Here is a 13,735-nt window from a genome sequence, read left to right on the forward strand (position 1 = left end):
TGTTATTATTATTTTATCACAGTGCGCGAAATAAATAAATAAGGAGGATGTTTAGGTGATTGAATTCATTGAATCATTAATTCCTGCCAACATAGATTTCACAACAGCACTCCTCATTATTGTGCTCTGTGCTGTCATTGATATTTTAAGCCCCGGGGTATTGGCGATTACAGCTTATATCCTTCTCATACAAAAAGAAAAAACAGCATCGCGATTGATCGTTTTTTTATTTTCGACACAATTTTGCTATTTTATAATGGGTATCTTGGTTTATCTCGGAGTTGGGCCGATTCTTGGTATTATAGAAAGCATGGCGAACAATCAAATTTCAAGTTGGTTTTATACGATACTTGGAGTCGCCTTTGTACTCATTAGTTTTTATAAGCCTAAAAAAGGGATGGAATCCCGATTTTTGGAATGGTTACCTACGCAAGTGTCTATAAGAGGAATGATCATACTCGGTATTATTGTCTTTGCGATTGAGTTTACCACAGCTTTACCGTATTTTTACTCGATATTACTAATGGATGGTTTAGCGTTTCATACGGGTTTGTCCATTGGCATTTTACTTGGCTATAACGCGATTATGGTACTTCCTTCAATCTTACTATTGATCGTGTTTATACTATGTAAAAACTGGATAATGAATCAGCTTGAACAACTGCGATCAAAATTAGTAAAAGCTCCGTTGTCTTCTGTATTAGTCGGAGTGGCAGTTATTGGGGCGATTTTATTCAATATTGGCATCAGGGGAGTTCTATCTTGATATTCGTTATGTAAAAAGGAGATGTAGCGTTATGAAAGAGATTGCAAGCGGTGCAAGTTTACTTCTATTGCTTCAGGGAGTTGGAGGTATCATAAATCGATTGGCAGGCGGGGGACCAAGTTGGTTTCTCGTCAATTACATCGATGCATTGCAAGGATATGAAATAATAGCCAGTATAATTTTAGTGATATTGGGAGCAATTATTGGTGTGGGTTCTCTTAAAATAAAGGATAAAGTTGACTAACCTATTATGTCTTGAAGATCTCATAGTTATTCCTCACCCTTGAAGTTTATTCTATGAGCATGATACTTGGGTGAGGAAGGCTCGTAAAGTGTTCATGGTTATTCAATCAAACGTTGCTCTTCCGCCATTCTTCTTGATTTAATTCCCCGTTTATTGCAGCTGCGGATACAGCACCTGAAGCAGCAGCAACAATAGATTGGTGTAAGTGTGTAGTTGCATCCCCTGCTGCATAAACACCAGGTACACTAGTTTTTCCAAACTCATCGACTTCAATGATTGCAGTATCCAACATCCGGCAACCAAGGGCAACTGGCAAATCCGATCCAAGTTCCAATTCCGGCTTGAAGAAAATCCCTGTGCACGAAATTTCCGTCCCATCCTCAAGCTTGATATGGCTTACCATGCCTTGATTTGATTGGATTGAATGTATTGGTGCATTAAATACCGGGATATTATGTGCGCGCAATTCTTCACGTTCTGCTTCACTCAATTCATCGGGACCATTTGTACAAACTACTAACTGCTTCGACCATCCAGAAAGCAATGGGACAAAATGCATTAATGTCGCTCCTCTGTTTATGACAACTAATTGCTGATCCCTTAGTTCCCAGCCATCACAATACGGGCATACAAACGCACTCTTACCATAGACCTCTGCCAACCCTGGTATGCCAAGATCACGATCCTTCATTCCGATAGCAAACAGCAGTTTACTAGCGGCTATCTTCACCCCCGAAACAGTTTCCAACAAAAATTGTCCATCTTCCCCTTCTATCAACCTGACGATATCTTCCAGATGTGAAACCGATGGATAAGTGCGAAGCTGTTCTTTCGCAATTTTTCGAAAGTCATGTGGGCTAACGCCATCACGTGTTAAAAAGCCATGAGCCTCTCTAGTCACTGCATTACGCGGTTGGCCCTCATCAATAATCAATGTCTTCTTTCTAGCACGTCCTAGTACAAGTCCAGCACTTAAACCTGCAGGACCTCCTCCAATAATAACAACATCAACTTCCTTCATGATTAACTCCCTCCCACTTCGTTTAACTTTCCATACGAGATGTGATTACTCAGTATAATGCATGGGCTTATTTTCAAAATGGCAAATCTACGGCGTAAACTCGTTTTGTCATTTTCTGCATATTTCATTCTAGACTTGACTTTTATTAAATAGTCTATCCAATTTCAAGTAATCTAACATGTACTTTGCAAGTGTTATGACTGAAAAAATCAACATTAAAATTAATGTGATGGAAGCGCCGGGTGGTGTACCCAATTCATAAGAAGCGACTAAACCACTTAACATGCCAACAAGCGCAATGACCATTCCATTTAATATGATAAGTGTTGTTTTTCAAAGGCAAACACAATCAAAGTACACGCCTCTTTCTTCATCCGCCTGAATATCATGCCCATCTGGATCAAAAATTCCCGCACTTCCGGAACCGCCATTGTTTCGTACAACGCGTCCCTTATGCGGGAACTCATCTGATGTAGGCGCTTTGGTTGATTCATCCTCATGAATAATTAAACATGCTTTGCTCTTCTAACTGAATGAGCACTTTGCCGAAGCGCCCTCCTTGTTTGATTGGGATCGTTTTTCCAGGATAAGTTTGATCCAGATAATCTTCAATGATGGCCTGCGTATTCTCATCTACTGGATAATTGTAAAAGTTAAGCCAATGTAAAACCTCTTGAATGGCTTCCGCACGAGACACAACCCTGGCTTTCATTTCTCGTGTGACGAGTGAATGAAAGGCGTACCCTTTTAGATAAAGCAGCTGTAGCAAATACATCATCTCGGAGTTTTGATGCTTGTTGTATGAATGGTTTAACAGCGGTAATATTTCAAGGGTGAGGCTGTGTTCTTTAGGACCTGCCGCTAGGCTGATATAACAAAATTTTCGAGCGCAGCTGATCACTTTCTCCACCATCTCCCAGTCTGTGATCGCCGGGCACATTGACACAAAGACAAAATCAAAAGCTTGGTTCCAGCCTAATGTCTTCGTATCCATATCTTCAAAGGCTGCGCGCACGATCTTTACCTTACCGTCGGCCCATTTTTGATTGTTGTGCTCCAATAGTTCTGTGAACGGAAGCGACGGCTCAACGGCGGTCACATCTGCTCCTCTTTGCGCAAAGGGAATAGAAAATATTCCAGAGGCCGCTCCGATGTCGAGGACAGAGGCGCCATTAAAATTTACGCCTTGATTTTCCAACCAGCCGATAATACGTGCTGACCGTCTTCTTCCTTCATCGTTGAACGATTGCTCATTGTAGTTTTGGGCCGCGATGGCGCCAAAAGTGAATCTCGGCTCGATCCCTGCTGATTTCATCAAGTTTACACCTGTCGTTTGGTCGTCCTTCCAAGCTTGTTCCCAAGCAGCTTCGTTGCGTAAGATTTCGATCATCTAGGTAAACACCTCATTTCTTAATTTAAATGGATTTCAGCTTATGCCTCAAGCTGTTCTCATTCCCCTTCCAACTCTCCTTCAAGCTCTAGGTATTTCTGCCGCAGCTGATGCAGAACTTGTTCATCCGGTGTCCAGTATCCTCGCTGCTCGCTTTCCAGCAATGTTTCGATCATCGCATGGTAAGCCCAACGGTTGTTGTCCTGCAGCTTCCGGCTAAGTGCTTCATCAGCCATATAGACGTCATGCAGACGATCGAATACCCAAGGTTCTACTTTTCCAGTCGTGGCTGCAAGTCCCAGTACATACTCGAATCGGCTGGCCATTTCCTTTGCGCCATGATAAGGATGCTTCAAGAGATCGTTGATCCATTTCGGGTTCGTTAAGCGAGTCCTTACTCCGCGTGCAATCGCATGTTCGGCAGATTCTGTCTTGATTTGCTCCCCTGTCGTATCCGTAATATGAATGTCTGCTTTACGACCTTTCATCACTTCCACAGACTTTGCCAAGCCGCCAAAATACTCATAATAGTGGTCAGAATCCGTTACTTCCCATTCATGACTGCTGCGAATTTGCGACACAATATCCACCTCCAGCATATGTGACCGGTACAATTCCGGCTCCGCCTGTCCTCGCGCTAGTGCGCTGTATACATGCTGCTGGCTGTCCGTGTATGCCGCTCCGAGCTCAGACTCCTCGTTCCATAGCTTCGTCTCGATCATCCGCGTCACCGTCGTGCCATACTCTCCTTCTGCCGGGCCGAAGATGCGGGCGCAAGCTAAGTCATGCGCTTGACTTGCCTCATATCCAGCAGCAAGCAGCTCCTCCTCCATGCTTCGTGTATGAGCCTTGAACCAATTGAGTTCATCAGGTTCATCCAGCTCCGAAACCTTGCGGAATAGGTCATGTAATTCTTCCAGCAAATTCGGAAACAAATCGCGAAAAACCCCAGTAATATGCACCATGACGTTCAAGCGCGGTCGGCCTAATTCCGCAAGCGGGATCACTTCATATTCTGTACGGAACGTTCCGACTCCCCCGCCAATGCGAACCCCCATATAATGCAGGATTTGCCCGATGGTTTCCCCTTGTGTGCGCGACGTCTCAATCCCCCAGAGGATGACCGCCGTCGTGTGCGGGTAGTCCCCGTGCTGCTCGCGATATTGCTGTATGGAGTTTTCGGCGACAATCGCCCCCCGTTCAGCAGCTGTACGGCTGGGCACTAAGCGGGGATCGAATTGGTACAGATTGCGTCCGGTCGGCAATATTTCAGGTGTTCGCAGCACGTCACCAGCGAGCTTAGCTGGAACGTACCGGCCTTCCAACGCCCGCATCAGCCCTTCTGCTTCCTCATTTTGCAATGATCTTAGGTAAGCTTCGTAACCGTACTCGAGCGAAGCTTCCAACTGCTTAAGCCAATCTGGATGTTCACTCTTATACATGTCCGGGATTGCCTTGTTTGACACATAAGCGGTCACTAACGCATTCGCTTCCTCATCGAGCTGGCGCAGCAAGCTCACATGCTTGCCCGAAGTTAGCGCATCCGCCCGAACGCCTTGACGTTCAGCGAGCAGTCCGCGAATTGAGCGAATATTTCCCCGCTCGTGGCGAAGCACGAATTGCATATGGTTCAAAGCGACTTCAGGAGAATAGCTGTCGCCAAGCACATGCAGTCCACTAGGGATGAGCGAACGCTGCATGCGATAGAGCTCCTCCTCCATGTGTTCTACGGTCTCCGCGGAGAAGTCAAGCGACTTCGCTACCGCCTGCAGCTCTTGTAGAATCGCCTCACATCGTTCCGGCGCGAGCTGCTTCGCTTCACGATATTCGTGCAGCAAGGCTTCAAGCTCACGCCATTCGCCATACAGCTCAGCTTCAGTAAAAGCCGGCGCCTGATAGCCGATCAATACGGCATGGCTGCGCCGCTTGGCGATCATCGCTTCGGACGGATTCCCTACGTAATAGTAGTACAAATTTGGCAAATCCCCGAGTAAGTCATCCGGTACACAGTCCCCAGACAGAGCGGCCTCTTTCCCCCGCTGAAACTCTAAGGTGCCGTGTGTCCCGATATGGACGATGGCATCCGCTTGAAACTGTTCACGAATCCATTGATAAAACGCAGTATATTGATGCGTAGGTAGTAACGAACGATCGTGCAGTGACTTCTCTGGATCCTCATGGATACCGCGTGAAGGTTGCAGGCCGATAAACACTTGGCCGATCATTAGACCGGGTATGAGAAAGGAGCCGTTGTCCGTCATGATGTCACCAGGCGGCTGACCCCAGCGGCTTATCGCTTCTTCTCCCCATGAACGACCGGATAGCTTCTGTGTGAAATGGGGATCCGCATAACGGATCAACTGACTCGAAGCTTGAGGATCAGACCATTTTGCGGAATTGACCAGACCGCCCTCTATAAATCTGGCACGCAGCTCCGCCGCTGACAGTTCCTCGGTATGATATCCTTGCTGCTTCAGCCAGCTCAATAAACGTGCTATCGATTCGAATGTATCCAAGAAGGAACCGCCGAACACCGTTCCTTCGCCTGGCGGATAATTGTAGCCAATGAGCGCCAGCTTCTTCTCTGCATTGGGCTTGCTCCGCAGGGCAAGCCAGCGGCGGATGCGATCTGTCAAGCGTTTTGTCCGTTCAGGGATAAGTGCAAGTCGCTTTAGCGGAACGTTTAGCTCGGCGTCTTCTCCTTCTTCCTGCAGTGCCGCTATCGGAAACATCTCCACGCTCCCGTCAAGCTCCGGAAGCATGACCTGAACGAGTAGCAACGAAGGCTCAAGTCCACTCGCAGACTGTCTCCATTCTTGTTCCGTTCTACTGTTCAACAATAGCGGATGCAGCATCGGCACATCGAGCTGTTCCAGCATCTGCACAGCCCCGTCCTGATTTCCTCCGCCGGGACCAATCCCAAGTCGGAAAGGCAGCAGGTTCACGATAAGGTCGACTTGGTGACCGTCGCCAAGTAGCAACTCGCGCAGACGGTCGAGCGGAATGTTCATCACTGAAGGAAACGCGATCGGCATGACGTTCACGAAAGCCTCCAATTGTTCCTTAAGCTGCGCAATACATTCTGCGGTATCGAGCGGATTGCTATTCCCAAGATATAAAATCGCGACATTCGGCCGACCTTCGTCGTAGCGATTGCTTTGCCGGTAGCTGGCTGCAGACGAGTAAACCGTGCGACTGCTCGGCTCCATAATCGTTAACTCCCGAACATATACCGGCTCCTTAGGCTCCGGCAACAGATGGCAGCCGCCGTATTCACGGCCTGCCAGACAAAGCAGACCGAGCAAATTGTCAGTACCTCCGCCCCGCCAATATTCGGTAAATCGAACGTAGTGTTCATAATCCGCCTTACCCTCATCCATTCCTTCTAGCGGCAAGGACGTTGCCGCATGTGTATGCCCTTCTTGTCTAGGCAAATTTGCAAAGGTCAGACTGCCTAGCCTGAGCAGCGAAGCGATCTCAGCGGAGTTGCCGCCAAGCGGAACGATATGAGCCGTCCCTTTGCTTAGCAGGCTACTCAACCATTCGACAACGTCCTGGCGGACGCCATGTGCATCGAAGATGACAAGGTCAGCTCCAACAAGCGTGGCTTCCACGTCCTCAAGCTCGTCGATCTTCCGATTCCCTAAATCGATGATGGTCAGATGCAGCTGATTTTTCTGATTTTGATCAAGCAATTGATATGCTTCAGACAAATGCGACAACGTCGTTTCCCCGTTTGTGAGTATGGATAGCTTCAACGCGCCATCCTCCTTTCCGTAATCCATAAATCATTATTTTTAGATCAACGTCCGTACAGCTCGTTCGATACTCCCAGCCTCCAATTGTTCTAACCGGTAATACCGCGCTTGCATCGCTTCCGCCAGCTTGCGGGCATAGCCGAATCGTACTACACCATCCTCCGTATCGATCACAAGTGTGCGTATGCCAGCCGCTGCGATGCGTTGTGCAGCTTGCAGGCTTTCCTGCCATGGATCACCTGCCGCTTCTGCGCTGACGTTCGCCTTTCCATCGGTCATGACGATCATCGCGGGGATGAGTCCACTTCTTCTATTTAACAAAGGGCGGATCGCCATAAGTCCCTTTTCCAGTCCAATACCTAGCGGAGTTTTCCCGCCAGCTGGCAGCGTCCTCAATTTGCGTTCCGCGAGCTCTACACTGCGTGTCAACCCGAGCAGCAATTCAGCTTGTTGATCGCGAAAGGCAATCAAGCCCACATGGTCACGCTGCCGGTACGCATCACGAAGTAAAGACAATACCGCACCTTTGACAGCCTTCATTCTCTTATTTGCATTCATCGAACCGCTGGCATCGACGACGAATAGCAAAGCAGTTCCTGTCTTGTTTTCCCTAACCTTCACACGCACATCACTCGGCTCAATCCATAGCTTTAAGTTCGTGTTATATGAACTTGATTGTTGCTTACGTATCCGCTGAAAGGGAGCCGCCATACGAAGCGTGGCATCAAACGCAATGTCTCTTAGAGGGCCGCGTGGCATCGCAGCCCGCACATATCGACCGTTTACCGTTCCTACTGACGCTTGATTTCGTTTCCCAGTTTGCGCTTGTTTCATTGGATGCGGCGAGGTAAAGACGAATGGCTGCACAGCGATTTCCCGTCCAACGGCTTCCACTACAGCCCGCGCCTCTGAGGAAAGAGATTGTCTACTATCGGCTTCGCCGTTGTGGTCGCCCCCAAGTTGTGCAGGCGAAGCGAATTGTGACCGGTCAACTTGCTCGCCGTTTGTCGCATTATTCTCTCCTTCCGCTTGGCTTTCTCTTTGGCTTTCCTTATCGCGATGCGATCCTGGTGATGGATGATCGCCATTCGAATCATGCTTCGTTTGCTCTTGATCCGGCAAGTCTCCAGGCGACTTCCCTCGCGACACTTCCGGTTGAGATGCTGCACGCATCCGGTGCGGCAGCACAAAGCCCGCCGCTTCTTGCAGATGTTCCTGTGTCGTCTCGCTAAGACCCTCCCAAGCTGTGATCGTACGGACCGCTTCGATCAGCAGGATGTCCGCGCGGTGTCCCAGACAGCCAGCTTCCTCAGCGATTTCGGCAGCCAAACGTAGCAGCTCTCCATCAATATGTACAGCAGGCAGCCGAGTCCTAGCCGCTGCGATACGTGCTCTCAATTCCTTCGTTTCCGATTCATAAGCTAGGCGAAACGACTCAGGATCTTGTTCGAAGGCGAGCAAGCGGCTTGCGATTTCCGTTCGCTCCGCAAGGTCCGCCGAGGTTTCCAGTCGCACATATAGCCCGCAGCGATCAAACATCGCCGGCAGCGGCTTCCTATCGTCCGGACTCATAGCTGCGAACAGGCGGAATGCTGCACTGTCAAGGCCACTTCTTCGCTCAGAGCTCTTGCGGACATGCCCATGCGCGGGCTCGCCCGCCACATTGTCGCCAGCAGTCAGGACCGCTTTCATTAACCTTTCGGGCATGATATGCGCATTGTCTACCGTGACGATGTGCCCATCCGCAGCTGCAAGCAAGCCGGGTACAAACGTTCGTTTGCCGCTGCGGACAGCAGCTGCCATATCCCAGTCGCCCCAAAGCCGTTCCTCATCCACGTTCAAAGGAATGTTAATGACGTTAAGTTCCGGCAGCAACTCTGCAACACCATGGATGAGCGTGGACTTCGCCGTTCCTGGTGGGCCTGCCAGCAGCACCCCCTTTAATCCCGGATTTACAGCATGAAGCAGCAGCGCCTTTTGCGCACGTTCTTGACCGACTACAGCACAGAACGGATACAAGTGAGGCTTAACTTGCATGGGTGACCTCGGACAGAAGGTCGCCGAGCAGCTCGCGTATCGTCTCGTGGTCATATGCTCCCTCTTCGAACGGCCGCTTGCGCATGCGATGCGGCATCACCATCATCGCCGCTTCTACCATATCGTCTGCCACGATCTGCGTTCTTCCCTGGAATGCAGCCATCGCCATGGCGGTTTTCATTAACATGATATCCGCACGATGTCCGTCTACCTTCAGCCGAATGCCGACTGCGGCGGTCCATTTCAGTAACTCCTCGGACGGTTTGATCTGCTCGAGCAGCTGACGCGCTCGTTCTATCCGTTCCCGAAGCTCTAGTTGTTGCGGCTCATAACGTCTTCGGAATTCGTCTGGATCTGCTTCGAATGCTAGGCGCCGGCGAATGACCTCCATTCGGCTCTCCACATCTCGTTCCCCATTCACCTCTACTGAAAGCGCGAAGCGATCCAGCAGCTGCGGCCGCAGCTCCCCTTCCTCCGGGTTCATCGTACCGATCAAGATAAAGCGGCTCGGATGCGAGTAGGAGACGCCTTCTCGCTCAACGGTGTTCACCCCCATGGCTGCTGCGTCGAGCAGCGCATCGACGATCGCATCATCGAGTAGATTGATTTCATCCACGTACAAAATATGTCCATGCGCCTTCGCTAACAGTCCCGGCTCGAACTTTTTCTCTCCTTCTCGAATCGCATGCTCGATATCCAATGTGCCGACGACGCGATCCTCCGTAGCATGTACGGGCAAATTCACGACGCTCAGCTCCGGCATTAAGTCCGCGATTGCGCGTACGGCCGTCGATTTGGCTGTGCCTTTCTCCCCGCGGATCAAGATGCCGCCGAGCTTCCGATTGACAAGATTAAGCAGCAGCCCTTTGCGCATCAAGTTCTGTCCGACGATTGCCGCGAATGGATATACGTCTGCTTTCCCCTCCATGTTGATCCTCTCCTTTGTAAATGTTTTCTATTAAGTGAACTGAACAAGGCAAAATCTGCACATATACACGAAATCAAGACATTCGTTATTTGACTGCCGCGATTGCGGGTTGAGCTGAGAAATCCACCGCTTCAAGCAGCCCTTCGATATGGCAATGCATGCGACCGCTTCGATCATCCCTTCCCACGCTCGCTCTTACACCAAATACATCGCGCAACATGCGATCGGTGATGACTTGCTCCGGCGACCCGCTGGCATACATTCCGCCTGCACGCATCACCAACAATTCATCGGAGCAAGCTGCAGCATGGTTGAGGTCATGCAGGACCATGACGATCGTGATGCCATATTTGCGATTTAAGTTATGGACTAGCTCCATAACCTCCCACTGGTGATTGACATCGAGATAGGTCGTCGGTTCATCTAATAAGATGAGCCCCGATTGCTGTGCCAAGGTCATGGCAATCCATACGCGTTGCCGTTCTCCGCCGGATAAGTTAGACAGCTTTCGCTCCGCAAAGGGAAGCGTTCCGGTCTGAGCCATGGCCCATTCGACAATCTTCTCGTCTTCCTTGCGCTTTGCGCCCCATACAGGCTGATGAGGAAAACGTCCGTAACTGACCAGCGAACGCACGGACACGTCCGGCAGAGATGCCTGACTTTGCTGAAGCATTGCCATATGTCGTGCCAACTGCCGACGGGGATAGCTGTCGAGCAGTCTGCCTTGCAAGAGCACCTTTCCTTGCGCAGGCTTTAATTGACCGGCGCAAGTTTTGAGCAAGGTGCTTTTGCCGCTGCCATTCGGACCGATAATGCTGTAAATTTTTCCGACCTCCACCTGCCAATTCAGCGAATCCAGCACCGTACGGTTGTGAAGCCTCACGGACACGTCTTCCAAGCGTAACAACGTCATCTCGCTTCCCTCCTTAGCAAATATAGAAAGAACGGCGCCCCCAAAGCTCCCATCATAATGCCGACCGGCAGCTCCAAAGGAGCAAACATCAAGCGGGCGAGTGTATCGCAAAAGGTCACGACGGCCGCTCCAAGCAGCACGGATGCAGGAAGTAAGAACCGATAATCACTGCCGATCAGCAAGCGGGCTGAATGCGGAACGATCAGACCGACGAAGCCGAGCAGGCCGACGACGCTGACCGCGCTTGCGGCAAGCAAGGTAGCGAGCGCCGTTAGGAAGAAGCGAGCTGCTTCCACCGACAAGCCGAGGCCGCGTGCATTGGAATCACCAAGGGCAAGTATATTCAAATGTGAACTGCCAATGAACGCCAGGCTCATGCCAATGAGCGAATAAGGCAGAATGATTTCAAGCTCTGGCCAGCTTTTGGCGGACAAGCCGCCAACCATAAACACGAGGGCACCGTTCACCCGATCGCTAAAGAAAATTAACAATGCGGAGATGCCGGAGCCGAGAAAGGCGGACACGGCCACGCCTGCAAGTATGAGGCGCTCCGGCTGTACACCGTCCTTCCAGGCAAGCAAATAAATGATGGCAGCAGCTCCGGAAGCGCCAAGAAAAGCGATTGGTGTCAGCATCGACCATAGATGAGGAAATAAAATGAGAACGATGATGCCGAATAATCCTGCTCCAGATGACACGCCGATGATGTGCGGATCTGCCAGCGAGTTCCGCATCACGCCTTGCAAGAGCGCACCGGACAGTGCCAGATTAGCTCCAACGAGCATGCCCACTAACGTTCGAGGCAGCCGAATGTTCCACACAATTTCCTTCATTGGACCGTCATAACCGTGAAAGACATATAACCAAATCTCTGACAACGAAATGCGGACTGCTCCGGTACCGATGCTGAATCCAGTAGCGAGGATTGCCGCAGCCGTCAAAGCGACAATGACAAGAATGCCTTTGGACATCGGAATACGGAAAGCATTAATGACCATTCTCATATGTATCCGGATAAACAAGCTTAGCCAAATATTCGACTGATTCACTTAATCGAAATCCCGGGTTTGAGAGAAACCGATCAGACGGCAAGATGACCATACGGTTTTCCTTCACAGCACGCAGCGATGTCCATGCAGGTTGGCTGGCCAGATCGGATTGAATTTTCTTCTCCCCATCTTCTCGCGCCCCGTGGATCAGAATAAAAACATAATCCGGATTTAGCTCGACGATTTTTTCCAGACTAAATGGTGCAGTCGACGGACTGTCGCTTGCTGCTTCCCATGTTTCCGCCAAATTGTTCATATGCAGCATAGTTGCGACCTCGATTCCGACGGTATCTTGCCGCTGCACAGAAAGGCTGTTAGGGGTCACGTTCAGCATGATGAAAGTTGGTGCATCACTGGCCGGTACCCGGGCAGTCCATTCACGAATTTCCTGATCCAAATCGGCAAGTGCTTCCCTAGCTTTGTTTTCCGTCCCAGAGAGCTGACCGAACAACACCGCTTTTTGTTGCAAATCTGCATATGTACTCAGATTGAACAGGGCGAACGGCACGTTACTCGCATCCAAAATCGCCGTTAACTCACGGTGAAACACCACAGAGCCGATCACGAGATCAGGCTTTAAAGCAAGTAGCTTCTCCGTATTGACGGTCGTCATTCCCCCGACTTCTTCGATTCGCTCCGCCTCATCCGGCACCGTTCCACCCGGTGATGTGGCGTGGGCAATGGCGTGACCGTCAACCGAATAAAGCAAATCCAATAGCTGCGGCGATAGGACGATGATGCGCTGTGGTTGCTCAGGCAGCCGAATCTCCCTTCCAGTGTCGTCTTCGAACGTGAGAAACGACTCCCTTTCCTCCGCATCATGAACAGATACAGGTCTAGACTCCGCTGACGGCGATAACTCCAATGCATCACGATTATTGTCGCTCGCAGGATTGGACGGCGCTGCACAACCGGATACGAACATAACTCCTGCTAGCAGTCCTCCGCTCCATTGGCGAAGTAAATTTTGCCGCTTGTATGCATGCATCACTTTGAACCTCCTGTCTTTTGATTCATACAACACTTCACTCAAAATGATGTTAATCGTAATCATTACGATTAACTCATGCATATTGTAACAGCGACTACTTTTATATGTCAACCACTTCGTAATGTTTACTATTAATTTTTTGAAAATCAAAAGGACTTGACGGTTACAAAGGTTCCACAAGGTTTAGGTGGGAGGATGGCAAATATGCTGTAACGCCACCTCTATCGATGCCCCACCCTTTAATGCGTAGCTTGCAAATACATGACGGAATGTATGGCTAGTAAAATCAATTAATTCGTTGTTCTTATCTCGGATATTATGCTGTTTAATCCATGGTCGCAAATGATTCTTATTCCAATTTGAATGCGAAGCCAATCCAACCGGGTAGCCTTTTTTGCTTCTATTTCTTGACAGGAACAAATATGGAAGCCCTGATTCCTTTTGTAACGGCACTGCATATTCTTTGATTTTATCCAATGCGTATACTACTAGTTGATTCGCTGGCTTTGAAACCTCTACTGGTTCGGGACTCAACTTTCCAGTTGAATAAATTAGCATCGTATCGCCGCCTACTTGCTTGATTGAGGCGCTATAAATAGTGATCAACTCACTAATACGCAGTCCCAATTGAGTCAATA

12 protein-coding genes are annotated in these 13,735 nt (G+C 49.6%); 2 read left to right on the top strand and 10 right to left on the bottom strand.

Annotated elements, in window-relative coordinates; all coding sequences use genetic code 11:
• Positions 1 to 55 precede the first annotated feature (55 nt).
• Both BN2762_RS24850 and BN2762_RS24855 read left to right on the top strand, forming a co-directional pair.
• Positions 56 to 766 (top strand): GAP family protein, encoded by a 711-nt coding sequence (locus BN2762_RS24850; RefSeq protein WP_055109555.1) that lies wholly within the window; start codon positions 56 to 58, stop codon positions 764 to 766.
• A 31-nt stretch (positions 767 to 797) separates the two neighbouring features.
• Positions 798 to 1,010, top strand: coding sequence for a hypothetical protein (locus BN2762_RS24855; protein ID WP_054819294.1), 213 nt, complete (start codon positions 798 to 800; stop codon positions 1,008 to 1,010).
• 106 nt (positions 1,011 to 1,116) lie between these two features.
• Here BN2762_RS24855 and BN2762_RS24860 read toward each other — a convergent pair whose 3' ends face one another.
• The 10 genes from BN2762_RS24860 to BN2762_RS24905 form a co-directional block, all read right to left on the bottom strand.
• Positions 1,117 to 2,031 carry an NAD(P)/FAD-dependent oxidoreductase gene (locus BN2762_RS24860; protein WP_055109557.1) on the bottom strand — a complete coding sequence of 305 codons (915 nt, stop codon included), beginning with the start codon at positions 2,029 to 2,031 and terminating at the stop codon, positions 1,117 to 1,119.
• A gap of 129 nt (positions 2,032 to 2,160) precedes the next feature.
• A complete protein-coding gene (locus BN2762_RS28255) occupies positions 2,161 to 2,352 on the bottom strand; it encodes a metal ABC transporter permease (RefSeq protein WP_306437000.1) in 192 nt (63 codons plus the stop codon).
• A 175-nt stretch (positions 2,353 to 2,527) separates the two neighbouring features.
• Complete coding sequence (locus BN2762_RS24870; protein ID WP_055109559.1) at positions 2,528 to 3,421, bottom strand: class I SAM-dependent methyltransferase; 894 nt, start codon at positions 3,419 to 3,421, stop codon at positions 2,528 to 2,530.
• A 59-nt stretch (positions 3,422 to 3,480) separates the two neighbouring features.
• Complete coding sequence (bchH, locus tag BN2762_RS24875; RefSeq protein ID WP_007130963.1) at positions 3,481 to 7,179, bottom strand: magnesium chelatase subunit H; 3,699 nt, start codon at positions 7,177 to 7,179, stop codon at positions 3,481 to 3,483.
• A 39-nt stretch (positions 7,180 to 7,218) separates the two neighbouring features.
• On the bottom strand, positions 7,219 to 9,216 hold the full coding sequence (locus BN2762_RS24880; protein ID WP_055109561.1) for a VWA domain-containing protein: 1,998 nt from the start codon (positions 9,214 to 9,216) through the stop codon (positions 7,219 to 7,221).
• Positions 9,206 to 10,144: a magnesium chelatase ATPase subunit I gene (locus BN2762_RS24885; protein WP_055109564.1), complete on the bottom strand. Its 939-nt coding sequence runs from the start codon at positions 10,142 to 10,144 to the stop codon at positions 9,206 to 9,208. Before BN2762_RS24885 ends, BN2762_RS24880 begins: the two co-directional genes overlap by 11 nt.
• An 85-nt stretch (positions 10,145 to 10,229) precedes the next feature.
• Positions 10,230 to 11,057, bottom strand: coding sequence for an ABC transporter ATP-binding protein (locus BN2762_RS24890; protein ID WP_055109566.1), 828 nt, complete (start codon positions 11,055 to 11,057; stop codon positions 10,230 to 10,232).
• Positions 11,054 to 12,061: a FecCD family ABC transporter permease gene (locus tag BN2762_RS24895; protein WP_055109568.1), complete on the bottom strand. Its 1,008-nt coding sequence runs from the start codon at positions 12,059 to 12,061 to the stop codon at positions 11,054 to 11,056. The genes BN2762_RS24890 and BN2762_RS24895 overlap by 4 nt, the downstream gene beginning before the upstream one ends.
• Entirely contained in the window at positions 12,045 to 13,094 is a 1,050-nt protein-coding gene (locus tag BN2762_RS24900) for an ABC transporter substrate-binding protein (RefSeq protein ID WP_230202649.1), read from the bottom strand. Before BN2762_RS24900 ends, BN2762_RS24895 begins: the two co-directional genes overlap by 17 nt.
• Before the next feature lie 186 nt (positions 13,095 to 13,280).
• The gene (locus BN2762_RS24905) at positions 13,281 to 13,733 is read right to left on the bottom strand and encodes a site-specific integrase (protein ID WP_074048690.1); all 453 of its coding nucleotides are present in this window, start codon (positions 13,731 to 13,733) and stop codon (positions 13,281 to 13,283) included.
• Positions 13,734 to 13,735: the final 2 nt, after the last annotated feature.

The organism is Paenibacillus ihumii (genome assembly GCF_001403875.1).
GTDB classification, from domain to species: domain Bacteria; phylum Bacillota; class Bacilli; order Paenibacillales; family Paenibacillaceae; genus Fontibacillus; species Fontibacillus ihumii.